Annotated in this window: 22 protein-coding genes; 12 read left to right on the top strand and 10 right to left on the bottom strand. The window is 73.3% G+C overall.

The features are described from left to right. Positions 1–25 precede the first annotated feature (25 nt). The gene (locus VF330_RS06890; RefSeq protein WP_330850657.1) at positions 26–745 is read left to right on the top strand and encodes an SDR family NAD(P)-dependent oxidoreductase; all 720 of its coding nucleotides are present in this window, start codon (positions 26–28) and stop codon (positions 743–745) included. Here VF330_RS06890 and VF330_RS06895 read toward each other — a convergent pair. After that, positions 708–1,337: a DedA family protein gene (locus tag VF330_RS06895; protein WP_330850658.1), complete on the bottom strand. Its 630-nt coding sequence runs from the start codon at positions 1,335–1,337 to the stop codon at positions 708–710. The genes VF330_RS06890 and VF330_RS06895 overlap by 38 nt on opposite strands. 59 nt (positions 1,338–1,396) lie before the next feature. Here VF330_RS06895 and VF330_RS06900 point away from each other — a divergent pair, with 59 nt between their 5' ends. The 11 genes from VF330_RS06900 to VF330_RS06950 all read left to right on the top strand — a co-directional run bounded on the left by VF330_RS06900 (position 1,397) and on the right by VF330_RS06950 (position 8,642). After that, positions 1,397–3,481, top strand: coding sequence for an XRE family transcriptional regulator (locus VF330_RS06900; RefSeq protein ID WP_330850659.1), 2,085 nt, complete (start codon positions 1,397–1,399; stop codon positions 3,479–3,481). 74 nt (positions 3,482–3,555) lie between these two features. Beyond that, positions 3,556–4,527 (top strand): hypothetical protein, encoded by a 972-nt coding sequence (locus VF330_RS06905; protein ID WP_330850660.1) that lies wholly within the window; start codon positions 3,556–3,558, stop codon positions 4,525–4,527. Then, positions 4,524–4,826, top strand: a complete 303-nt coding sequence (locus VF330_RS06910) for a hypothetical protein (protein ID WP_330850661.1) — start codon at positions 4,524–4,526, stop codon at positions 4,824–4,826. The genes VF330_RS06905 and VF330_RS06910 overlap by 4 nt, the downstream gene beginning before the upstream one ends. Beyond that, a complete protein-coding gene (locus VF330_RS06915; protein WP_330850662.1) occupies positions 4,823–5,440 on the top strand; it encodes an ESX secretion-associated protein EspG in 618 nt (205 codons plus the stop codon). The genes VF330_RS06910 and VF330_RS06915 overlap by 4 nt, the downstream gene beginning before the upstream one ends. A gap of 11 nt (positions 5,441–5,451) precedes the next feature. Next, positions 5,452–5,763, top strand: coding sequence for a YbaB/EbfC family nucleoid-associated protein (locus VF330_RS06920; RefSeq protein WP_330850663.1), 312 nt, complete (start codon positions 5,452–5,454; stop codon positions 5,761–5,763). A 23-nt stretch (positions 5,764–5,786) separates the two neighbouring features. After that, positions 5,787–6,059 carry a hypothetical protein gene (locus VF330_RS06925; protein ID WP_414675350.1) on the top strand — a complete coding sequence of 91 codons (273 nt, stop codon included), beginning with the start codon at positions 5,787–5,789 and terminating at the stop codon, positions 6,057–6,059. Then, positions 6,056–6,829 (top strand): hypothetical protein, encoded by a 774-nt coding sequence (locus VF330_RS06930; protein ID WP_330850664.1) that lies wholly within the window; start codon positions 6,056–6,058, stop codon positions 6,827–6,829. Before VF330_RS06925 ends, VF330_RS06930 begins: the two co-directional genes overlap by 4 nt. Continuing rightward, positions 6,829–6,951 carry a hypothetical protein gene (locus tag VF330_RS06935; RefSeq protein ID WP_330850665.1) on the top strand — a complete coding sequence of 41 codons (123 nt, stop codon included), beginning with the start codon at positions 6,829–6,831 and terminating at the stop codon, positions 6,949–6,951. The genes VF330_RS06930 and VF330_RS06935 overlap by 1 nt, the downstream gene beginning before the upstream one ends. Before the next feature lie 15 nt (positions 6,952–6,966). Beyond that, entirely contained in the window at positions 6,967–7,377 is a 411-nt protein-coding gene (locus VF330_RS06940) for a hypothetical protein (RefSeq protein WP_330850666.1), read from the top strand. A 50-nt stretch (positions 7,378–7,427) separates the two neighbouring features. Further along, complete coding sequence (locus VF330_RS06945) at positions 7,428–8,117, top strand: hypothetical protein (protein WP_330850667.1); 690 nt, start codon at positions 7,428–7,430, stop codon at positions 8,115–8,117. A gap of 291 nt (positions 8,118–8,408) precedes the next feature. Beyond that, a complete protein-coding gene (locus VF330_RS06950; protein WP_330850668.1) occupies positions 8,409–8,642 on the top strand; it encodes a hypothetical protein in 234 nt (77 codons plus the stop codon). On the opposite strand, the gene VF330_RS06955 is transcribed toward VF330_RS06950, so the two are convergent. The 9 genes from VF330_RS06955 to VF330_RS06995 form a co-directional block, all read right to left on the bottom strand. Continuing rightward, a complete protein-coding gene (locus VF330_RS06955) occupies positions 8,618–10,117 on the bottom strand; it encodes a thiopeptide-type bacteriocin biosynthesis protein (protein WP_330850669.1) in 1,500 nt (499 codons plus the stop codon). The two genes, VF330_RS06950 and VF330_RS06955, sit on opposite strands and share 25 nt — an antisense overlap. Before the next feature lie 16 nt (positions 10,118–10,133). Next, positions 10,134–11,618 (bottom strand): YcaO-like family protein, encoded by a 1,485-nt coding sequence (locus tag VF330_RS06960; RefSeq protein WP_330850670.1) that lies wholly within the window; start codon positions 11,616–11,618, stop codon positions 10,134–10,136. Beyond that, positions 11,615–13,036, bottom strand: coding sequence for a hypothetical protein (locus VF330_RS06965; RefSeq protein ID WP_330850671.1), 1,422 nt, complete (start codon positions 13,034–13,036; stop codon positions 11,615–11,617). Before VF330_RS06965 ends, VF330_RS06960 begins: the two co-directional genes overlap by 4 nt. Positions 13,037–13,041: 5 nt before the next feature. Next, on the bottom strand, positions 13,042–14,118 hold the full coding sequence (locus VF330_RS06970; RefSeq protein WP_330850672.1) for a hypothetical protein: 1,077 nt from the start codon (positions 14,116–14,118) through the stop codon (positions 13,042–13,044). Continuing rightward, entirely contained in the window at positions 14,115–16,508 is a 2,394-nt protein-coding gene (locus VF330_RS06975; RefSeq protein WP_330850673.1) for a lantibiotic dehydratase, read from the bottom strand. Before VF330_RS06975 ends, VF330_RS06970 begins: the two co-directional genes overlap by 4 nt. Next, positions 16,505–16,678: a thiazolylpeptide-type bacteriocin gene (locus VF330_RS06980; protein ID WP_330850674.1), complete on the bottom strand. Its 174-nt coding sequence runs from the start codon at positions 16,676–16,678 to the stop codon at positions 16,505–16,507. Before VF330_RS06980 ends, VF330_RS06975 begins: the two co-directional genes overlap by 4 nt. Before the next feature lie 128 nt (positions 16,679–16,806). Beyond that, a complete protein-coding gene (locus tag VF330_RS06985) occupies positions 16,807–19,491 on the bottom strand; it encodes an AfsR/SARP family transcriptional regulator (protein WP_330850675.1) in 2,685 nt (894 codons plus the stop codon). A 309-nt stretch (positions 19,492–19,800) separates the two neighbouring features. Continuing rightward, positions 19,801–20,430, bottom strand: coding sequence for a TetR/AcrR family transcriptional regulator (locus VF330_RS06990; protein ID WP_330850676.1), 630 nt, complete (start codon positions 20,428–20,430; stop codon positions 19,801–19,803). Between the two features lie 8 nt (positions 20,431–20,438). Continuing rightward, a complete protein-coding gene (locus VF330_RS06995; RefSeq protein ID WP_330850677.1) occupies positions 20,439–22,763 on the bottom strand; it encodes a glycoside hydrolase family 3 protein in 2,325 nt (774 codons plus the stop codon). Between the last annotated feature and the right edge of the window lie 323 nt (positions 22,764–23,086).

The raw sequence follows: 23,086 nt of genomic DNA on the forward strand, positions 1-23,086 counted from the left end.
AAAGTCCGCTGTTATCAAAGATCGCATGACGCGAACAGCAGTGGTGACCGGCGGCGGCACGGGCATCGGCAGGGCGGTGGCGGCCCGGCTCGTGGAGCAGGGCCTGGACGTGGTGGTCACGGGACGGCGGGAGGACGTCCTGAAGGCGGCGGCCGAGGAGGTCGGCGCGCGGGCGGTGGTGTTCGACGCGGCCGACCCGGAGGCGGTGCAGGCGGCGCTGAGCGACCTGCCGTCCACGGTGGACGTGCTGGTCAACAACGCGGGCGGCAACATGACCCGGCGCCTGCCCGCGCCGGAGAACCTGGCGGACGTGCGGAACCTGTGGCTCGCCAACTACGAGTCCAACGTGGTCAGCGCCGTGCTCGTCACGACCGCGCTGGAGCCGCGGCTGGCCGACAACGCCCGCGTGGTCACGATCGGCTCGATCGCGGGACGGCGCGGCTCGGGGGCCTACGGCGCGGCGAAGGCGGCCGTGGAGGCGTGGACGGCGGACCTCGCGTTCGCGGTGGGGGCGCGGGGGATCACGGTCAACGTCGTGTCGCCCGGCGTCGTCGAGGACACGGAGTTCTTCGGCGGGACGCTGAGCGAGGAGCGGCGCCGGAAGCTCGTCGGCAACCCGGCGAACGGCCGCGCGGGAACGCCCGCGGACGTGGCGGCGGCGATCACGTTCCTGACCTCGCCGGAGGCCGGGCACATCACCGCGCAGGTCATCGGCGTGAACGGCGGAGCCGGGCTCGGACGCTGAACGCGACCACCGCCACCAGCACGACCAGCAGCGCGACCCACGAGAACTCGGCGAGGTAGTGCTCGGCGGCCTCTCCGACGAAGTAGACGGCCGCCGTCGTGCCGCCGGCCCACGCGATGCCGCCCGCCGCGTTGGCCAGCAGGAACTTCCCGTAGTGCATGTTCATCGTCGCCGCGAGCGGACCGGACAGGATCCGCAGCAGCGCGACGAACCGGCCGAAGAACACCGCCCACGCGCCGAAGCGTTCGAACACGCCGCGGGCGCGGTCGACCTTGTCCGGACTGAAGTGGCGGGGGAACTTCTCCCCGGCCCAGCCGAAGACGCGCGGCCCGAACCGCTTGCCCAGCGCGTAGCCGAGGCTGTCGCCGATGATGGCCCCGGCGGAGGCGGAGATGCCGACGACCAGCGGCGACACGCCGTCGTGGTGCGAGGCCATCAACGCGGCCGTGACCAGCACGATCTCGCCGGGCAACGGGATCCCGACGCTCTCGACGCCCACCACCAGGCCCACGACGACGTAGACCAGCAGCGGGGGGACGGTGTGGAGCCACTGCGCGAGCACGGTCGCGATCTTCCCCCAGATCTCCGGCATCGGCCACGAGACACGGCGGTCTCGGTACGCTGCTGATCATCCGTGACGAGGGGGCGGTCGTGGCGAGCCAGCTCGGTCCACTGCTGCGGCGGTGGCGGCAGAGGGCGGGACTGAGCCAGGAGGCGCTCGCGCACCGCGCGGCCGTCGGCATCCGCACGGTAAGAGGGCTGGAAACAGGCGAACGGACCGATCCGCGCATGGGCACCGTGCGCGCGCTGGCCGACGCGCTGGAGCTGTCCGGGGCCGAGCGCGCCGAGCTGGTCGCGGCGGCCGGACGGGACGAACCTCCGGTCGTCGAGCCCGTCCGGTTCGACCCGCTGCACGAGGCCGTCGAGACGCTGAAGGTCGCGATCGAGGCCCGGTGGCGGCGCGAGGAGGAGCAGCGGCAGGTCCACGACCCGGTGCCGTTGCCCGTGCGGTGGGAGGCGGCGCCCGAGGCGTTGCGGGACAGCTGGCTCAACATCGGCGGCGAGGTCGCGCTGGACGGCCGCCTCGACCAGGTCGTCGAGGTCCACCGGCGGGTGCCGTCGCGGCGGCTCGTGGTGCTGGGACGGGCCGGGTCCGGCAAGACGGTGCTGACCACGCGGTTCGTGCTCGGCCTGCTGGCCGCGCGGGACCCGGCCGACCCGGTGCCGGTGATCTTCGGCCTCGGCTCGTGGCACCCGGAACGCGCCGGACTGCGCGACTGGATGGCCGAGCAGCTGATCCGCGACCACCCGTTCCTCGGGGCGCCGGGACCGAGCGGCACGCTGGCGTCGGCGCTGGTGGACTCGCAGCGGGTGCTGGACGGGTTCGACGAGATCGCGGCCGGGCTGCACCGGCCCGCGCTCACCGCCCTGAACGCGACCACGCTGCCGTTGCTGCTGACCAGCCGCGTGGACGAGTACCGCGACGCCGTGTCGGGCACCGACGTGCTGACGTCGGCGGCCGCGGTGGTGCTGGGCGACCTCACGGCCGGCGACCTCGACGATTACCTGCCGCGCACCACGCGCGAGACCGGTGCCTGGCAGCCCGTGCTCGACGAGGTGCACGACGGCGGCGCACTGGCCGAGGTGCTGACGACGCCGTTGATGGTGTCGCTGGCGCGGCGCATCTACAGCGACACCCCCGACCACGACCCGGCGGCGTTGCTCGCGCTGGGGACGCCCGACGAGGTGGAGCGGCACCTGCTCGGCAACTTCGTCCCCGCGGTGTACGGAGCTGACTCGGATCGTGTGCGGCCGTGGTTGACACATCTCGCCTCGCACCTCACGCACCTCGGCACGCACGACGTCGCGTGGTGGCAGTTCGGTACGTCCGCGCGGGTGACCGGGCTGGTGGTGGGTGCCGCGGTCGGGCTGGCGGACCTGGTGGCCGAGTCGCTCCTGGCCGGTGACCTGTCGGTGCGCGGGTGGCTGTTCGCGGTGATGATCGGGCTGGTCACCGGCACGATCTTCGGGGTGGCGCACCGGTTCGTGGTGCGCAGGACGCCGTTGCGACCCGTCCGGACCCGGCTGCGGCTGCGCGGTCACCCGAGGAAGCGGGTGTGGATGCGCGGACTGCTCGGGCTGGCGTTCGGCGCGGCGGTAGGGGCCGCGTACGGGCTGGTGCGCGCGCTGGCGTACTGGCTCGTCGTCCCGGAGTACCGGATGGGTGCCGCGGTGGTCGTGGACGTCGGGGCCTTCGCGGTGGTGTTCGGGCTCGGCGCCGGGCTGGTCTTCTGCGTGGTCGCCGCCCTGGAGGCGCCGCTCGACGTGCGGACCGCGCTGAGCCCGGACGGGCTGCTGCGGGCGAACCGGCGGGCGGTGCTCGTGCTGGTGGCGGTGATGGCGCCGGTGTTCGCGGTGTTCGTCGCGGCGGCGACCGGGATCGTCGCCCTCGGGCTGGCGGCGGCGCGGTTCCCGGTGGTGTGGAGCCCGGCGACGGCGCTGGGCCTCGGGCTCGTCGGCGGCATCGGCGGCGGGCTGGCGTACGTGCTGAGCCTGACCGCGTGGGGCCAGTGGGTGGTGTTCGCGCGCGTGTGGCTGCCGTTGACCGGGCGCCTGCCGTGGCGGCTGCCGGACTTCCTCGACGACGCCTACCGGCGCGGCGTGCTGCGCCGGGCGGGCGCGGTCTACCAGTTCCGGCACGCCCGGCTGCAGGAGCACTTCGCGCGTTCGCGCTGATCAGACCGACCGGCCACCGGTGGCCGGTCGGCTGGCCTGGTGGTCGTCCCGGCCGGCGGTGATCGTTGCGTCTCGTGTTGGGGAACGAGTCGACCGGTGAGATGAACTGGGAGGCGTTCAGCCACGAGGAGCTCCACCGGATGCTCTGGCAGGACGCCGATGTCGCGGACGTGAGCACGGTCGCCGACGAGTGGGCGCGGCACCGCGCCGCGTTGGCGGCGCACGGGGAGGTGCTGAGGGAGCAGCGGGCCGCGTTGCTCGACGGGTGGAGCGGTGCCGCCGCGGAGGAGGCCGCTTCGAGGCTGGCGGCGCTGGCCGAGCGGGTCGAGAAGATCGGTCTGATGGCGGCGGCGGGGGAGCGGGCCGCGCAGGACTCGGCCGACGCGCTGGCGGCGGCCCGTGCGGCGATGCCGGCGCCGCCGGACGTGACTTCGGCGGCCTTCGCCGGGTTTCCCGCGGCGTTCGCACCGGCGTCGATCTCGTCGTTCGCACCGGCGCCCTTCGCGCTGCCGAGCGCACCGGCGCCGTTCGCGCTGCCGGCCGCACCGGGCTTCTACTTCTACTTCGGCGCCGCCGCGGCCGATCAGCAGAAGGCGCAGGCCGTCCGCGCCATGCAGACCTACGAGTCCAGCCTGACCGGCAGCAGTCGCGTGAACGAGAGCGCCACCGCTCCGCGGACCGCCGCGCCTCGGAGCGCTGTGTCGGCACCGGTGAGGACGCCGAGCTCGGGCGGTGTTCCGTGGCAACGGCTCGTGGGCGGTTCGCCACCCGTCTCCGGTAGCCCGGTGGTGGGGGTCAGCCCGCAGCTGACGCCAGGTCTGCGCACGGGCGTCATGGCGGTGCAGGCCGGCAGCGTTGCCGCCACCGGCACGCTCACCGCGGACGCCCGCGCGGCCACCCAGAACACCGGGATGGCCGCCTCACCGTCCGCCGGTGGCCGCAAGGACGACGACCGGCACCACGAGAACCAGATGCCGACGCTCGACCACGACCTGTTCGCGGTGACCGAGCGGGTGTCTCCTGCCGTGATCGGGGAGGAGTCGTGACGGGGTACGAGGTGTCGCCCGAGCAGGTGCGGGACCGGGTCAGGACGCTGGCGGAGCTGGCCGAGCAGACCGGCGCCCTGCTGGCGACCGCGAACCGCCTGGCCGAGCGCCGGCCGTTGCTCGGCACCGCGCCGCCCGCCCAGGACGTGGCGCACCGGCTGAAGGCGGCGGGCTCGGACCTCGCCGGTGAGGTCGGCGCCGCCGAACGGGAGGTGCGGGAGTTCCGGCGGGTGCTCGCGGAGATCGGCACCACCTACGTGGAGACGGACGCCGAGCAGGCGCGGAAGGCGGCCCGGTGATCGCCTTCGACCTGGTCGAGATGGACCTGCTCGCCACCCACGCGGGCGTGCGCTGGCCGTTCCCGCTGCGGGTGCCGTCGTTCGGGCGGCGGGCCGGCGAACGCGCCGCCGTCCTGGCCGATGCGGGTCACGGACTGCGGGCGCGCGGACTGGCCGAGCCGCACGGGCCGGTCGGCATGGCAGCGGAACTGGTCACGGCCTTGCGCGAGCACACCGCCGTGGTGGACCTGGTGACCGCCGGCACGAGCGCCGTGGCCTTGGTCCACGGCGACGACGCGCTCGTGTGCGTGCAGCACGGCGGCACGATCCGCGTCAGCCACGTCGAGGCGGAGGTCCTCGGCGACGAGCTGGCGGCGTGGGTGCCCGAACTGCGGCCGGCGCCGCTGCTGCCGATCACCCTGCCGCCCGGCGCCGGGCTGGACCTGGAGGTCGTCGGGCTGGGGCAGGCGGGCGCGGTCAACGGCGGCAGGTGGGAAGTGTCCTGGGTGGACGGTGCGACCGGCAGGGTGAGGGTCGACGTGGACGGCGACGGCTGGGTCAGCGTCAACCCGTTGCGGCACAACGACCTGGTTCGTGCAATCGGAGAGCTGGCCGCCGCGGCGCGGGCCTGGTAAAAGGGGGAGAAGTGGATCCAGCGCAGTGGCTGGCGGACTACCGGGAACGTCTGGAACGGGTCGCGGTCAGCACGCGGTCGGCCAGGGAAGGACTCGCCGACGTCAACGCCAGTGCGTCCTCGCCACGAGGTGAGGTCACCGTGACGGTGAACGCGGGCGGAGTGCTCGGCGACGTCGTGCTGACGCCTGCCGCGCGCCGGCTCGACGTCGACGCGCTGGCGGTGCTGATCGTCAGCACCGCGCGGGAGGCGCAGCGGCTGGCGGGTGCGCGCACGGCCGAGGTTCTGGCCGAGTACCTGGGCGAGAGCGAGGCCGTGCGCTGAGCTTCACGGTCGACCACGAGCAGTTGCGTGCGCACGCCGCGACCCTGGCCGGGTACGCGGACCGGCTGTCCGCCGCGGGAGGGCGCCTGCCCGACCGGGTCGGGCAGGAGGCGCTCGGCTCGTTCGCCCGGTTCCTCGCCGCGGGCCTGAGCGGCGCGATGGGGGAGACGCGGCAGGCCTTCACCGAGATCGCGTCCACAATGGACAAAGTCGGCGCGGGAATGCGGCAGACCGCCGACACCTACCAGCGCACCGACGACGAGAGCGTCGCGACCATCACGGGAGCCGCACGATGACCAGCACGCTGCTCGACGAGCTCCGCGCCAAGACCGGTGCGATCTCCAACGGCGACTGGCTGTCGCGGGACCTGGCGGCCATGCCCGAAGCGCCGGTCACCGCACTCGGGTCGGACGGGAAACCGTTGCAGGCGCTGGACAGCGCGGGCGTCGGCTTCCTCCGGCCGATGATCTCGTTCCTCGAGGAGCCGCTGGACCAGCTCAGGGGTGACCCGGACGGCGTGCGGTCCGGTGCGGGCGGTTCGCGGGACGCCGGGCGAGCCGCCGCGGCGCTCGCCGAGGACTACCGCGACAAGGCGAGCAGCGAGACGAGCGGCTGGTCCGGGCAGAGCGCGACGGACTACGCCCGGACCGGCGAAGAGCTGGTCGACGGCGTGCTGTCCGTCGCGGAGACCGCGCTCTCCAACGCGGCCGCGCTGATCAAGGCGGGCGAGGTGGTCGCGAGGGTCGCCGCCGAGGTCGGCAGGCTCGTCACCGAGGCCGTCGGCACGATCGTGCCGATCATGACGCAGGCGATCGCGTCGGCCGCGGTGACGTTCGGGCAGAGCATCGCCGCTGCGATCCCGCGGTGCGTGCAGATCGCCGTCGAGTGCGGCACGCAGGTCGCCGCGACGCTGGGCGAGCTGCTCGCGAGCAGCGAGAACCTGGTCAAGCTGGTCGAGGGCGCCCAGGCCGTGCTGAAGATCGTGAAGCAGGCCGTGTCGGTGATCGGCGACCAGGCTCAGGGGCAAGCGCAGCTGCCGACGGTCTCGGCCCCGCAGGACCGATGATGGCGGAGACCCTGACCATCGCCCGTGCCTCCGGGTGCGACCCGCGGACCTCCATCTACAAGCACATCGACGGCGGTAGGCTCGGCGGCACGGGAGCGCGCTCGGACGCGGTCCGCGGCTGACTGGGGGCGTCGCTCGTGCCGGGTGGGGAAACGGCTCTGGAACAGGAGATCCGGACGCGGCTGGGTGCGGAGCTCGGCGCCCTCGACGTCCCGGACGCCGCCGAACGACGGCGGGTGCTCCTGGACCTCCTGCGTTCCTGGCTCGACGGCGAGGGCGGCGAGGAACTGGCTGCTCTGACGGCTCGGGCCGGGAGTGCGGGCGACTCCGTGCGTGCGGTCTACCAGCTCAGGCTTTCCCGTGTCGTGGCAATGGTGATGCCCGCGATGCCGGGCGAGCAGGAGGAACGGGCGCGGCGCGCGTGGGCTGTGGTGGCCACTGTCGTCGGTGCGGTGTCCGTGTCCCGTGCGCTCGCAGACTCGGTGCACCGCGGGGCAGTACGGGAGGCGGCGCTGCGTTCGGTGGAGGCTCTCGTCGCCGGGGAGTGATCCGCGCATCACGTCCTGATCACGTCTCACGCTCACCGCCGTGGTGATGGGTGAGAATCGGTCCCATCATGGAGGACGGTTCCCCGCCCAGTCGCAAGAAGGCCGCACGGTGGACCGCCGCGGTCGTCGCGGCGCTCGCCGTCCTCGGGTTCGCCGCCGACGTCACGGGCCTGATCGGGTTCTTCGGGGGCAAGACCTTCCCCGAGCTCGCCGCACCGTCCTCGTCCCAGCCCACCGCGGGACCCGGGACCTCGGCTCCGGTGGTCACGACGGCGCAGGACCCGCCGTCGACGCCTCCCGCGCCGCCGGCGACCCGTCGCACCGGCACGGCACCCGAGCCGGACCGCCAGGACGTGCCCGCCGGCAACGGACCGGTGGTGACCACGACGGACGCGGTGAAGAACTTCCAGCTCGGCGTCAGTCCCGGCGAGTTCGCCGCCGCCACGCCGCGGACGGTCGTCATCGAGACGTGGGAGGGCGGGCTCGGGACGTTCGTGGACGTGGAGATCGCCGACCCGGCCGCGTCCGGAGGGGTCTGCCCCAAGCTGACCACCGGGCCGTGCAACCTCGTCTACAGCGGGGGTTCGGAAGCGGACGGCACGGGTCGTTCGCGCACCGACTTCGAGTGGTTCGGCGACGCGCCGGGCCACGACGGCATCCACCACCCCGGCCGCTACACCGTCACCGTCCAGGACCGCGGCACCGGCGTGAAGCTGAGCATCGACTTCACCGCACGGTGACGTCCCGGCAGGACCGGGAAGCCCGCTGAAGCTCCAGGACGGTTGTCCCGCTTCAAGGATCCCCCACCGGACGCGTTCGGCATGTGGCGGGGCTCGCCAAGGTGTTCGGCAGCGGTGGCGGAACCTCGTCGAACCGTTCGAGCCGGTCGACACGATCGTGCTGGTGGACACCGAGGCCGAGTTGCCGGCGGCGATGACGCGTCCAACGTCGCCCTGGTCGCGTCACTGGCCTGTGACGACGAGGCGACCGCGCGCAGGTTGAACGCGGACCTCCTCCGCATCATCCGGACCGTGGTGGAGCACGTTGCTCGTGTCTGTGGCGCGACGGCGTCGGTGCTGCGTTCGCACTACTCGGCCGCGGCCGGACGGCACCTGGCGATGAAGGTGTGCGGGGACGCGGCTTTCCGGCGTGACCTGGGGATCGAGCGGCGGTTCCGGGACGCGCGAGCCGCCGCCGCGGTCGAACCGACGGCCGACGTCCTGCTGGACTCGGTGGTGGCTCAGGCGGCCAGCGGCAGGAAGTAGACGAGGGCGTCGTCCACGCCGTCGAGCCCGAGGACGTCGTGGGCCAGGTCGTCGTAGAACCCGCCGACCAGCCCGGTGCGGATGCCCTGGTTCGCCGCCGTGACGGTGAGGTTCTGGGCGAGGTGGCCGGCCTCGGTGAACGCGAACCGGAGCGCGCGCAGGCCGTAGGCCTCGCGCAGCATGCCGATCCGGACGTAGAGCGCGAGGACCGCGGGAGTCCCGGCGAGCTCCGTGGTGTTCTTGCCGAACCACATCGAGGTCGCTTCGAGGTCGTCGATCGACGGCGCGTCGCCGAGGCGGATCAGCGACTGGTTCGTCTCGTCCACCTCGTAACGGCCGGGCGCGAGACCGTCGACGTCCAGGGCGACCAGCCTGACGCGGGCGCTGTAACGGGCGCCCGCGCTCGGGTACGGCCTGCGGCCCTCGTGCGGTGCCATCGAGGTCCACAGGAGCGTGCCGAGCTGGTCGGCGGTGAGCGTGCCCTCCAGTTCGCGGCTGGTCCTGCGGGCGCGCAACGCCGAGGACAGCAGCTCGTCCACAGTGGACTGGATTGGTGTCGTGGGCAGCCAGGGGGCGAACTGCGGGCTGGAAGTCGCCTGGCGCGGGAGCTGTTCGGTGAAGCCGGGCAGGAACTTGCTCGCTTCCAGGTAGCGGCGGTCGGGGGCGGTGGCGCCGTCGTCGTGGAAGTCGGTCAGGCCGGTGGGGGACAGGGCGGCGGCCGCGGCGGTCCAGCAGATCATGCGTTCCTCGTTGGGGCTGATGCCCAGGCGGTTGAGGAGCATGTGCAGCTGGGACGCCCACACGTGCGGGAGCCAGGTGCCGAGCCGGCGACGAGCCGCGCGGATCTCGTCCACCCAGTGGGCGACGGCGCCGGTCGGTTCGCGGTGCCACCGGCCGGCGAGGTCCTGGCCGCGCTGGGCGATGAGCTGGTGTGCGGCGAGGTGGGAGCCGATGGTGGGGGCCGGCGCCCATTCGGTGACGGTGCGCCAGCCCGTGCCGAGGGTGCGCAACCAGGACGCGGCCTGGGGCAGGTCGAGGTCGAGCGCGGTGGCCGTGGCCATCGTGAGTTGAATGGCGGCCGAGAGGCGGGCGCTGTCCGTGCGGGCCGCCTGGAGGACGGCAACGGCCACCTCCGTGCTGCGGCAGAACAGGTCCTCGGCGATCGGGAGGGCGTCCGGGCCGCCGTACCTCGCGGTCTCCGGGACGTACTCGACCTCGCGGACGTCGCCGTGCGGCAGCCAGCCGGGTTCGTCGTCGGTGGTGGCGAAGTCCTGGGCCGCGACGAGGTCCGCCAGTTCGGCCCCCAGGTCTCCCGGGTCGCCCTGGAACCGGACGCGCAGGTGCGGGCCGGATTCCCAGTAGCGCAGGTAGAACCACTCGCGGCCGGCCATGACGGGCGCGAGGGCGTCGGCGACGAACGTGTCGACGTCGGCTCGTTTCCAGTTGACCCTGCAGTGCAGGCCGGTCCAGGTCACAGCTGCTCCAACGGCGTCACGGGAACGGGTGGGGGTGCGGGTTGCGCAGCTCGGCGAGCCGGGGAAGGCCGTGCGTGCGGCGGTGCAGGTGGCCGAACGTCATCGGCAGCGCGCCCGGCACGAGCACCTTCGCCGAGTGCAGGCCGAACCGGCTCGCCGTCACCGGGTCGGTCTGGTCGACGGCGATCACCTCGAACCGGTGCGCGTAGCGGTCGAGCAGCTCTTCGAGGCTCATGTGGTTCCGCTCGTCGGGGAGTTCGGTGGTCTCGTCGCCGACGAGGAAGCCGTGGCGTTCCACGGCTTCCGGCAGCGTGTTGACCGCGACGTGGTCGTCCATCGTCCTGACCAGCGCCGGGTCGTCCAGGAGACGGCGCAGGCGTTCTTCGGCGTAGTCGTCCGGGTTCGCGCGGACGCGGTCGGCGAACGACTCGACGTCCACGGCGACCTCGACCGCGGCCGACCGCATCGCCTGGAGCGGGTCGGGGCTCGCGCCGGCGGCGAAGAACGCCCTGGGCAGGTCTTCCGCCGTCCTGGCCAGCGTGAGGACGGCCGGGACGCCGAGGTCGGTGGTGGCGTCGAGGAACAGCAGCTCGTAGCCGCGCGCCTCCAGCCGGTCCGAGAGGTGGTGCAGCAGCGGGTCGTCCGGGAGCCGGAGCTTCTTCAACGGGGTCCTGCCGTACCAGGCCATCAGGAACGCGTCGCGTTCGGCGACCTCGAACAGGCCGTGCAGCACCGCCTCGGTGAGGCTGTTGCCGAGGCCGCACCCGTTGGACGTCTCGTACACGAACCGTTGCTCCGGCGGGGTGTTCGCGCCGTAGTACGCCACCTGTTCCGGGACGAGGACCGGCTTCCGGTCGGTGTACGACCACGCTTCCACCCAGCGAAGGCGGAGGTCCGGGGTGTAGCGGTTGCCGAAGTCGCACAGGCCCAGGCGTCGCGGGTCCAGTGCCCTGTCGCCGAGTTCGTCGTAGGACGCCTCTGTCGTGCTGTGGGCGCGGGGGCGCAGGCCGTTGAGGCGTTCGACGGCTTCGAAGATCGCGACCCGTTCGGCTTCCTCGAAGGTGGTCGTGCGGCCGTGACCGGCGGTGTGGTGGTCGAGCTCGGCGGTGACGGTGGCCAGGGGCAGGTGTCCGGTGCGGAACAGGCCGGTGATCGGACCGTGGCGGAAGTCCACCAGCGTCTTGAGGTTGTCCACTGTGGTCAGTGCGTTGGCGGAACGGAGTGCGTTCGGCTCGATCGTCGTGTCCGCTGGCGGTGCGGGTTCGGGGCAGCAGCCGAGTCGGTGGGTGGACACCATCGCCAGGTCGGTGCGGAGGGCGACCACGGTGTGTTCCCGCGGTTGCAGGAGATCGGTCAGCGGCGTGAAGAACGGTGGGATCAGGCCGCCCACCACGGCCTGGGGAGGAGCGCCGCTGACCGCCAGCCGCGTCTCCTCCGCGTGCTTCGCGCACGTCTCGCCGGCCGGTCCGACCAGGACGAGACTACCGTCCGTCCTCGTCATCGGCCCTCCACCCGGTAGGCGGCCAATCCGGCCGCGCGGAGCTCGGAGTCCAGCGCGAGAGGCGTGATCTTCACACCCGGCAGTCCTTCCAGCGCGCGGTGGAGGTCCTCGTCTCCGCCGCCGTTGACGTGCGCCGTGCCGCCGCGGCCCGCCTGGGCGTGACCGGTGGCCGCCAGGGCGGCGAACGCCACCGCGCCCGCCGCGGTCGCCTCGACCGCCCAGGCCAGCACCCGTTGTCCTCGGCGGACTTCCGCCCGGTACGCCGCCGGGGCGAGCTTGCGGACGTCGACGACGGCGGGCTGCCGGAAGCGCAGCGTCAATGCCTTCCACCAGCGGCGGGCGGTGCGGTCGGTCGTCCACTCCGCGGCATCGGCGGCCTCACCGGGGAGGTGGCGCGCGGCCAGGCGCAGGGCGGCGCCGCGGGCGTGGTGGTCGTCGATCCCGATGACGCCGTCGGACTTGAGGGCCCGGAGCGCGGCGTCGAGCACCGCGGCGTCGGCCGTGGCACCGATGCCGAGCACGTCGCCCGAGGTGGCGAGGGCGACCGGCACCTGGAGTCCGAGCTCGGGCGGGGCGACCGGGCCCAGTTCGCGGTCGGTGAGAGCCGCGAGGGCCTTCTCCCGGTCCTCGGGAGGGGGACCGACGAGCATCGGGTGGTAGGTCGAGCGCAGGGGAGCAGCGCGGGCCACCAGGGCCATCGGGAAGCCGGACTCGGGTGCGGGGTCGTCCAGGCCGATGACCGCGCAGAGCAGGCGGTGCACCGCGGCGCAGCCGACCAAGGCGGCGAGCACCTCGGCGGGGTCGCCGACGACGCCCAGCCGTGCGGCAGTCCTGCTGATGACTTCAGTGTTGAACGAAGTTGATGATCGCGCCACGGGCAGGACGTAGCCGACGTCCAGTCCGCATCCCGCCTGGACGACCAAGTCGCCCACCGACACCTGGACTTCGTTCTGACCGGCGGTGGAGACGGACCGGACCGCCAGCCCTGTCGCCGTCGCCGATCGCACCACGACTTCCGCCAACGGCCCGGTTCCCGTCACCGTGACCACCGCTGCCCGCAGCCGCCGCCAGGCCTCGACCGGATCCGGCGCCACCGTCTCCAGCCAGGCCGCGACCTCCGGTGCCGGACCGCCGGCACCCCACGGCTCCGACAGCGAGACGAGCATGTCGTGCTCCCGCAACTGGTCCAGGATCAGCTCGACCGCCGCCCGGACCGCCGGCGCCGTGCCGTCCGGAACGCCCAGCGAGCCGGCGGGAATCCCTTCCGAGAGCTGCGGACAGAGGCGTTGCCACACCTTCCACAGGCCCGCGCCGCCCGTGATCGTGCAGCTCGACGCCCAGCCGCGCAGGTGCAGGCCGTCGGCGGTCCGGGTGGCGCGCACGACCGGGCGCAACCGCACAGCGCCTGGCTCCGGCACGGGCGTCACCCGGCCTTCGGGAGGGCGGCGAACTGCTCCTGCCAGGTGGTGCCGCACACCTGCTGAGCGGCGCGGCTCAACAGATGCGCGGCGGCATAGCGTTCCATCGGCGTGACATCGCAGATGGCGAGCAACTGGTAGAGGACGTTGGTGCCCTGGCGGTAGACGGTCATGTTCCGCTTGGTCGCGGGGTCGGTGAGGTCCGCGTTCCACAGGGCCGTGTGGTAGTCGCTGAACTCCGTGCGTTCGCCGTAGTTGTAGCGGCGGACGGTGTCGGGGTCGCCGATCTCGCGGGCGCGTTCGCCGTGGCGCGGGTTGACCTCGTCGAGCCGTCCGGCGTCGTAGGAGGCCTCGGCGGTGAGCCGCAGGGCGATGGTCCAGGTCTGCCAGGCGGCTTCCAGGCGCGAGGTGGGGTGGCCGAGCGCGACGCGCGAGACCACCGCGCAGGCGGTCTCGGCGTGGGTGTCCCACATGGAGTCGAGCTTGGCGCGCACGGACCCGGTCGGATCGGCGGCCAGCAGGAAGTCCTCGACGTGGGAGAGGAACGAGTGGTAGCCGTACCGGAGGCCGCCGGGGTACCGGCTGGCGTGGACGGCCATCGCGGTCAGCGCGAGCGTTGCACGCGGAACGGTCAGCGACTCGCGCAGCGCGGGCACTCCGAGGCGGAGGCCTTCGAAGCGCAGGGAGATCTGTTCGGCGGAGAGCAGTTCGCGCAGGCGGTCCAGCGAGGTCGGTTCGATGCGCACGGAGTTGTTGGGGTGCAACGGTGTGAACGGCGGCAGCAGCAGCTCGGCGACGGCGGCGGAACGGGCGTGCGCGAGCTGGGCCTCCTCGGACAGTTCCACTGTGGACGGATTGGCCGTCACGTACGAGCGCAGCAGCGTCGCCAGCAGCAGTGCCGCGCTGTCGGCGGACGGGCCGGACAGCCGGACCCGGACGTGCGGGCCGTGCAGCCAGTGGCGTTCGACGTGGCCGGTGACGTCGGGGAACGACGACGTCACCGCGGCCAGCGCGGGCAGGACGCCGTCGCGGAGCAGCGGGGCCTTGATCGGATCGTGGTAGCAGCAGACGACGTCGGTCATCCGGCCCTCCGGTAGGTCTCCGCTACCACCTCGAGCACCTGGCCCGACGGCACCGGCAGCGCCTCGGTGAGCCGCAGCCGGCCGGGGTAGCGGGACAGCAGGCGCGGCAGGCAGCGCAGGTGCAGGGCGTTGGTGAGGTCGAGGTACTGCGGTTTCGGGCCGTTGACGCGGGCCTCGAAGTCCTCGCGGGAGGTGATCTCGCCGCCCGTTCCCGCGAACAGCTGCGCGGGCAGGCCGTGCCGGGCGCGGAAGGCCGTCGCCTCGGCGACACCGGACAGCTCCACCGCGGCGAAGTCCCACGAACGGCGGGCCAGCAGCACGTCGCGGTAGCGCAGGCGGCCGGCGACGCGCACACCGGACGACTCCACGACGGGTTGCAACGGGGTGAGGTCGGCGGCACCGCACGCCAGGTCGGCGTGCAGGGCGGCGGCGCGGTCGGGCAGCGAGACCGGCATGAGGTAGCCGAGGTACAGGACGTCCACGAGGGCGCCGGAGTCGCGGCGGCGCAACCGCAGCTCGTCCTGCTCCTGGTCGTGGAACACCTCGAACGCGTCCGGGGTGTGGTCGGCCCAGCGCGGGTCGTCGCCGATCTCCGCGCGGCCGAGCAACGGGTGCAGGTTGGGGTTGAAGCCCTGCACCGGCCGGTACTCGGCGAACCCGCGCGGGAACACACCGTCCAAAGTGGCCCGGACCGTCGCGTACGCCTCGGGCGGCAGCAGGTCGAGGAACCGGCCGGGGAAGCGGCCGAAGCCGTCGTAGACGTGGTTGACGACGAGACCGTCGTCGACCGGTTGCGCGAAGAACGAGTACGAGACCGGCCGCGTCTTCATCCACGCGGGCAGCAGGTCCGCGGCGGCGTCGACGGCCTCGTCGGTGATCACGCCGTCCCGCACCAGGTCCGCCACCTGCGCGCGGCTGGCCCCGAGGCCGCCGGTCGGCGCGCCGGACATCGCCTCGTGCAGCACGGGGGCGCAGGCGGCGAGGCGGGCGGAGCCGCCGCGGCCGAACTCCTTGACGAACCGGTCGCGCGAGTCGCGGCGGATCGCCAGGTGCCGGTCGAACAGCATCAGCAACGGCGTCAGCGCGGCGAGCGAGCGGACGCCGTCGTAGCCGTGCTTGCGGCCGAGGCGGACCGGTTGCGGTAGCACGACGTCCTCGCTCAGCGGCGCCACGCCACCCAGGTCGGCGCCGACCAGCGTGCCCAGCGACTCCCACGCCGCGAAGAGGTCCGTGAGCGCGGAGGGCCGGTCCGCGGCGTCGAGGTCCGCGAACGCCGCGGTGGCGCGGTGGATCGCGGTGACCCGGTCGGCGATCCCGGTCCGGCCGGTGTCGCGCAGCCACGAGGCCAGCGCGAGGCAGGCGTGCGGGTCCTGCGGGTCGACCGGCAGGACCGGGACCAGCAGCTTGATGTCGAGCAGCAGTGCGACGTAGCCCTGGGCGCGGTCGGCCTCGCCGTCCGGCAGCCGGGTCGCGAGCGCGCTGGCGAGCTCGGCGGGACTGATCCCCTTGGGGTTCGCGCCGGTGAGGCCGACGAGGAACTGCAGCGGCGGGCTCGACGCCAGTTCGACGCTCTCCTCGATGCCGACGGAGGCGCGCAACGGCCCGGAGGCGGGCACGTCCCGGCGGAACCGCATCCGCGCCGACTCCTCGTGCACGTCGGGCGCGAGGCGGTGCGGGTGGTCGAACAGCAGCGCGCGGTCGGTGACCAGCGCGGCGACCAGCCGGGTGAGCAGCACCTGGTTGACCCGCGTGACGGCGACCGGTGTGCCCCAGTCCGGCGCGGGGGCGTCGGGCGACCAGGTGGCCCAGCCGACGGAGGCGTACCAGGACAGGGGACTGGTCTTCGAGGTGGCGCGCAGGGCGTAGCGCAGTGCGGACGGCTCGGCCTTGCGGGCGCGGCGGTCGTCGGCGCCGGCCCTCTGCAGCCCCTGCCACAGGTCACGTCCGCTCAGCACGGCGGCGCGTCGCAACGGTTCTCCGGCGCACAGCGAGGCGAGCACCTCGCGTTCGGCGGCCAGGGCCTCGGGCAGGAGGCAGTCGGCCTCGGCGGTCAACGCCGCGCGTTCGTCCAGCAGCTCGAACCACCGGCCGAGCTCGGGGACCCGCCCGGCCAGTTCCTCGGCGGCGGCGCGCAGAGCGGGGCGGGGTGTCCGTCCGTTGTGGACGTCACGGCGCAGCGGCAGCACCACCTGCCGGGCGAACTCGCCGACGCTGTCGTGCAACAGCTCGCCGAGCGGACCGGCCAGCGCGAGCAGCGCGGTCTCGGTGTCCGCCAGCGCCTCCACCACCCGCCGGAACGGCGCCGCACCCGCGGCGCCGTCCGGGTGCGGCAGGGCCGCCAGACGCACGAGTGCGTACGGCGCTGCTTCTCCCTGCACGCGATCGGTCATGCTGCCGGGAGCTGGGGCTGAACGCAGCTGCTGCAGGACGAGCTGCCGCAGGAACAGGACGAGGCCGCGCCGGACGCACCCGACTCGGGCAGTGCCACCGAGTCGCGCATCGAGGTGACCGCGAGGTCTCCGAGTTCCAGGTCGTCGAGGTCGAACGAGAGGTCCTTCATGCCGTGTCCTTCGCATTAAGTTGTGTCGAACCGGCCCGGGGACAGGCCGTCCGGACACGGTGGCAAGGCGCGGTACGGCACGGATCGCGCCTTGCTTGATCGCCCGCGGGGCGGGGCCCGGTCCGGGCCTACAGCCGGGCCCGGACCTCGTCCGCCTTCGGCTCGCCCAGCTCCTCGAACAGCGTCACCGACTCCAGCCAGCACTTCTCGGCCCCGCGCCGGTCGCCGAGCCCGTCCAGCGCCAGCCCCAGGTTGTCGAGCGACTCCGCCTGCCCGTAGAGGTCGCCGATCGCCCGGAACGTCTCCAGGGCGCGCTCCACGTGCGACACGGCCTGCGGGAAGTCGTGCAGGCCGCGGTGGACCTCGCCGATGTTGTTGAGCAGGATCGCCTCGCTGTACGGGTCTTCGGCCTCCCGCCGGATTTCCAGCGCCCGCTGGTAGCGCGCCAGCGCCACGTCGAACCGGCCCGCGTCGGCGTGCAGCAGGGCGATGTTGTTCAGCGTCACCGCCTCGGAGTGCGGGTTGCCCAGCTCGCGGGCGATGGCGGCGGACTGCTCGAAGCAGGCCAGCGCCTCGTCGGTGCGGCCCTCGACCATGTGGACGATGCCGAGGTTGTTCCACGTCGGTTCCTCGCGCGAGCGGTCGCCGAGGGCGTGGAAGATCGCCAGTGCCTGCTGGTAGCAGTCGACGGCCTCGTCGTGGCGGCGGACCTCGCGCAGCGCGATGCCGAGCGTGATCAGCATCCGGCCCTCCGCCGCGTGGTCGCCCGCGGACCGGGCGGCGGCCAGGGCCACGCCGTGCGTGTCGATCCAGTCGGCCCAGTGCTTGCGCAGGTTGAAGAAGTCCCACAGGCACTGGGCCAGCGTCCAGGAGTGCTCCGGCAGGTCGTGCTCGGCGGCGTCGCGGATCGCGGCCACCAGGTTCGCCCGTTCGGTGTCGCACCACAGCAGTGCGGAGTCGCGGTCGGCGAACGTGCGCGGGTGCACGGCCGGGTCGGCGGGGCTGATGTCCAGCTTGCGCTGCGGGTTGAGCTGCTGCGCGCTCTCCCACGACGTGTGCACGTACCAGTCCAGCACCCGCCGCCGCGCCAGTGCCCTGGCCGGTGGTGGTTCGGCGGCCGTGACCTGGTCGACGGCGTACGCGCGCAGCAGGTCGTGCAGGCCGTAGCGGCCGGGGGTGTGTTGTTGCAGCAGGTGTTCGTCGAGCAGCGTCTCCAGCAGGTCGCCCGCCTCGTAGGAGGTCAGGCCGGCGAGGGCGGCGGCGGAGTCGGCGGTGACGTCCTCTCCCGGGTGGAGTCCGAGGAGGCGAAACAGGCGCCTCTGGTTCTCCGGCAACGCCTGGTACGAGAGGTCGAACACGCCTCGCGCACCGAGACCGCCCCCTCGTTCCAGCTGCGACACGAGGTCGAGCACCGTCCACTGAGGACGACGGGCGAGGCGTTTCGCGGCCAGTGCCACGGCGATCGGCAGGTGCCCGCACAGCTCCGCCACCCGCTGGGCCGCGTCGCGGTCGGCGTCGACGCGGTCGGCGCCCGCGATCCTGGACAGCAGCGCGACGGCCTCGCCGGGGGTGAAGACGTCCAGCAACAGCGACCGCACCCCGTCCAGGCGCAGCAGCGTGCGGCGGCTGGTGACCAGCACCATGCACGTCGAGCCGCCCGGCAGCAGCGGCCGCACCTGGTCCTCGCCCGCGGCGTTGTCCAGCAGCACCAACGCGCGCTTGCCCGCGAGCCGGTCGCGGTACAGGGCGGCACGGGCCTCCAGCGACTCGGGGATCTGCCCTCCGGGCACGCCCAGCAGCCGCAGGAAGCTCTCCAGCACGGCGGACGGGTCGGCGGGCAGCTCGTCCGGGTCGAACCCGTGCAGGTCGGCCCACAGCTGCACGTCCGGGTACCGCTGGACGAGCCGGTGGGCCGCGCGGACGGCCAGCTTCGTCTTGCCGACCCCGGCCATGCCCTCGATCGCGGAGATCACGACCGTGGTCTGCGGGCCCGGTTCGCACAGCTTGCGCAGCTCGGTCTCGCGGCCGGTGAACTCGGCGATGTCCATCGGCAGCTGGCGGTGCGCGTTCAAAGCCGCGGGCGAGGGCACCCGGCTTTCGAGGATCTCCTGCTGCAACCGGCGCAACCGGGCGCCGGGCTCGACGCCGACCTGCTCGACCACGTGCCTGCGGACCGTCGCGTAGGCCTCCAGCGCCTCGCCGCGGCGGCCGGAGCGGTCGAGCGCCAGCATGAGCTGCGCCCAGAGCTCCTCGCGCAGCGGGTGCAGCGCCGACTCTCGCCGCAGCCGGTCGATCACGTCGTCGAACCGGCCGAGCTCCAGCGCCGCCTTGGCGTAGCGCTCGACGGCGGTGAGCCTGCGTTCCTGGATGCGGGTGAACTCCGCCCGCAGCAGCGGTCCCGCGTTCAGCTCGGCGGTCGGGATGCCGTGCCACCGGCCCAGCGCCCGCGCGAACGCCTCGGCGGCGGCCTCGGTGTCGTTGTCCGCCAGCGCCTGCTCACCGGCGCGCACGAGCTCGTCGAACGCGTCCAGGTCCAGCTCGCCGGGCTCGACGGTGAGCTGGTAGCCGTGACCGGGCCGCGTGACGAGCCGGTCGCCGACGACCTTGCGCAGCCCGGCGACGTACGTGCGGAGGTTCGACTCGGGGGAGACCGGCGGGACGTCCCACACGGCCTCGGTCAGCTGTGCGACGCTGACCGCCTCGTTCGCGTGCAGCAGCAGCATCGTCAGCACCGCGCGCTGTCTCGGTCCTCCCAGCTCCAGCAGCGCGCCTTCCCGCCGTACCGCCAGCGAGCCGAGCAGCAGGAACTCCACAGGCGTGTCTCTCCTCGGTGATCGGGAACCGTCGGTACCGCCATCCTCGCGCACTTCCTGACCGTCTGTGCACGGCCTGGGCGAAATCTGTGCACGCCTCCTGGCACCGTTGTCCCCAGAGCCGGTACCTGCGCCGCCAGGCCCGAGAACACCTGGGATTTGGGGGTCGGCGCAGTGGCCGGACCTGGTTCCCCCAAGAACCCGGCCGGCGTGTGAAAGTCACCGCGCACGTCGGCCACCTCTCCGCAAGACCGGTGGCCCGGACGGGTCCCCCAGACTGATTTCCGGGCCACCACCTTGCGGGGAACCTCAGCCGGCCGTGCCCCACCGGGCGCGCAACGCCGAGACGAACACCTCGAACTCGGCCGCCATCGACACCTCCTCCGGTTGCAGCAACCACTGCTGCTGCAAGCCGTCGACGACCGCGATCGTCGTGCGGACGATCGAGCCGACCGGTGCGTCCGCCGCGAACTCCCCGCGCTCGACGCCCGTGCGAACGGCCTCCGCCAGCCAGGTCCGAATGCCCGCGTGGTGCTGCTGCACCCAGGCGTGCGCCGGATGCGCCGGTTCGATCGCCTCGGCCGAGAGCCGCACGAACAACCCCACCAGCTCCGGCCGCGTCGAGTTGCGCGCCACCAGCGCGGTCAGCGCGTCGAACGCCGCCCAGCCCAGCGGTGCGGACGTGGTGCCGGCGAGGAAGGCGCCGTCCTGGCGGTCGCGGTCCTCCAGCACGGCCGCGAGCAGGGCCGCCTTGCTGGGGAAGTGGTGCAGCAGACCCGACTGCGACAGCCCGGTCCTCGCCGCGACGGCCGCGACCGACGTGCCCCGGTAGCCGGCCAGGGCGAACAGCTCGGTCGCGACGGCCACCGCCTTCGCCCTGGACTCCTCACCGGAGGCGTCCACCCGCGACTTGGCCCGGTACCGGGGAGGGAACGACACGGCTCACCTCACCCCCGGCCGGCCTGAAGGGTGGCCCGGACGTCGCCGAGCCCGCGGGCCACCAGCACCTCGCCGCCGTGCACCGGCTGCCAGCCGTCGAACCACACCCGTTGCACGCGTGCCGAACACGTCACCTCGACCTGCGCGGACTCTCCGGCGGGAACGTCCACGACGGCCCAGCCGATCAACCGGACCGGTTCGCCGTCGGGGCGCAGGTAGACCTGCACGACCTCGCGTCCCGGCCGGTCGCCGGTGTTGGTGACGCGCACCGACACCGCGTCCACCAGCCCGTCCACCGTGGACAGCGAGGCCGCGTCGTACTCCCAGGTCGTGTAGCCGAGGCCGTGGCCGAACCAGAACAACGGGTCGGAGGCGCCGCGGTGGCCGATCGCGGTGCCCTCGTCGTACTTCAGCTCGCCGTCGACCGGGACCAGCGGCAACGCCTCGGCGTCGGTGCGCGGGAACGTGGTCACGAGCCGCCCGGCCGGTTCGACGTGCCCGAGCAGCGCGGCGGCGACGGCGTCACCGGCCTCCTGACCCGGCAGTCCCGCCCACAGCACGGCGTCGACCTGCGCGAGCCACGGCATCAGCACCGGCGTCGCCGCGTTCACCACGACCACCGTGCGCTTCGCGGCCGCCGCCACCGCCGCGACGAGCGCGTCCTGCTCGCCGGGCAACGCCAGCGTGGTCTTGTCGAAGCCCTCGGTCTCCTGCTCATCGGTGAGGCCGACGACCACGACCGCCACGTCGGCCTCGCGTGCCGCCCGCACCGCGGCGCCGATCACGTCGGCGGGCGGCCGCGGAACGGGCTGGGCGATCAGCCCGACCAGCGCGCTGGCCTCGCGGACGCGGGCCGTGACCCGGTCGCCGGGGGAGAGCAGCACCTCGGTGGTCCAGTGCGGCGGCTTCAGCAACGCCTCCTCGACGATGCCGTCCGCCCAGTCCAGTCGCGTCGCGTGCGCCTCGGTGCCGGCCTGGAGCGTCCAGTCGCCGAACCCGCGCACGCCGACCAGCAGCGTGGCCGGCTCGTCCAGCACGACCTCGCCGGACACCTCGATCGACGCGGCGCCCTGCGCCCACCCGCCGTAGGCCGCGAGCTCGGCGATCTCCATCTCCCGCGACGCCAGCACCTCGCCCGCCGCGTCGTAGGTCGTGGCGCGGACGTTCTCGAGGATCTTGGGCGCGGCGTACCGCAGCCGCACCTCCACACCGTCCACGACGGACACGTTCGGTCCGAGCTGCGAGGTCAGGCCGTCGGCGATGCTGATCACGTGCGGCGGCCGCAGCCCGGCGGAGCCGCCGCCCTGCGCGACGGTGTCGAGCGCGTGCCGGCCGATCAGCGCGACCCGGGAGGAGGCGTCGAGGGGCAGCGCGCCGGAGTTCTTCAGCACCACCATGCCGCCGGCGGCGAACCTGCGCAGCTGCTCCCGCCGGAGCTCGCTGTCGGGCGCCGGAAGACCCGTGGGCCACGAGCGCTCCCCGCCGAACGCGCCGGTCCGCGACGCCAGGAGCAGCAGCCGGCGCAGGTGGTCGTCGACGACCGGCTCGCTGACCTCGCCCGCCTCGACGGCGGCGACGAGCTTGTCCTCCCAGGGGCCGCCGGGTCCGGGCATGGCCAGGTCGAGGCCGCCGTTCGCGCTGGCGGCGGTGGACTTCGTGGCGAACCAGTCGGACATGACCAGGCCGTCGAAACCCCACTCGCCCTTCAGCACGCCCTCGACGAGCTCGGTGTGCTCGGTCGCCGGGACGCCGTTGACGTTGTTGTAGGCCGCCATGACCGCCCACGGCGAGGAGTCCTCGACGACGATCTCGAACGGCAGCAGGTACAGCTCGCGCAACGTCTTCTCGTCGAGCACCATGCTCGCGGTCCGGCGCTCGGTCTCGGACTCGTTGGCCACGTAGTGCTTCGGCGTCGCCGCGATGCCCTTGTCCTGCAGCCCCCGCACGTACGCGGCGGCGAGCACGCCCGTGAGCAGCGGGTCCTCGCTGTAGGCCTCGAAGAGGCGACCGCCGAGCGGGGTGCGGTGCAGGTTGATCGTCGGACCCAGCACGACGTGCACCTGCTGCGCCGCCGCCTCGTCCGCGAGCACCTCACCGACCTCGCGGGCCAGGTCGGTGTCCCAGTGCTGGGCGAGCAGCGTCGCGTTGGGCAGCACGCAGGCGATCGTGCCGCCCCGCAGCTCCGCGCCGCGCACACCGGTCGGGCCGTCGGACATCTTCAGCGACGCCAGCCCGATGCGCGGCTCGTCGTGCAGCGCGAAGAGCGCGGACCCGGTCAGCAGCCGCACCTTGGCGGGGAGGTCCAGGCTCGCGATCGCACTCTCGATGTCCATGACCTGAGCAAACCACCGCTACCGACCGAGTGGTCGGTCGGTATGTTTGCCCGTGATCTTCTGGTTATCTCGCGGTGACCTCCAGCTCGCCCTAGGTCGGGTTCTGTTTCAAGAGCGGGGCTCCGCCCCTGCACCCCGCCAGCTGATCAAAGACCCCCAGCGCCGTGGGCGGGTTGATGGCACGCCTGTCGCGTTGGGCGGCTGTGCGTTGCGTGGGTGGTGCGGTTCGGGTGGGGTGGGTCTCGTCGCGAACCGGGCCAGAGCGAGCCACATCAGGTCAGGGGTGTCAAACCGCCACGCGTTTCGGCGGTTTGAAACCCCAG

Source organism: Lentzea sp., from assembly GCF_036380075.1.
GTDB lineage: Bacteria > Actinomycetota > Actinomycetes > Mycobacteriales > Pseudonocardiaceae > Lentzea.

What these genes read in the sequence shown, in the direction of transcription:
- VF330_RS06935 (WP_330850665.1), top strand. Translation starts at nt 6,829, where the DNA reads ATGGCGGAGACCCTGACCATCGCCCGTGCCTCCGGGTGCGACCCGCGG.
- VF330_RS06975 (WP_330850673.1), bottom strand. Translation starts at nt 16,508, where the DNA reads ATGACCGATCGCGTGCAGGGAGAAGCAGCGCCGTACGCACTCGTGCGT.
- VF330_RS06895 (WP_330850658.1), bottom strand. Translation starts at nt 1,337, where the DNA reads ATGCCGGAGATCTGGGGGAAGATCGCGACCGTGCTCGCGCAGTGGCTC.
- VF330_RS06960 (WP_330850670.1), bottom strand. Translation starts at nt 11,618, where the DNA reads ATGACGAGGACGGACGGTAGTCTCGTCCTGGTCGGACCGGCCGGCGAG.
- VF330_RS06890 (WP_330850657.1), top strand. Translation starts at nt 26, where the DNA reads ATGACGCGAACAGCAGTGGTGACCGGCGGCGGCACGGGCATCGGCAGG.
- VF330_RS06970 (WP_330850672.1), bottom strand. Translation starts at nt 14,118, where the DNA reads ATGACCGACGTCGTCTGCTGCTACCACGATCCGATCAAGGCCCCGCTG.
- VF330_RS06930 (WP_330850664.1), top strand. Translation starts at nt 6,056, where the DNA reads ATGACCAGCACGCTGCTCGACGAGCTCCGCGCCAAGACCGGTGCGATC.
- VF330_RS06980 (WP_330850674.1), bottom strand. Translation starts at nt 16,678, where the DNA reads ATGAAGGACCTCTCGTTCGACCTCGACGACCTGGAACTCGGAGACCTC.
- VF330_RS06995 (WP_330850677.1), bottom strand. Translation starts at nt 22,763, where the DNA reads ATGGACATCGAGAGTGCGATCGCGAGCCTGGACCTCCCCGCCAAGGTG.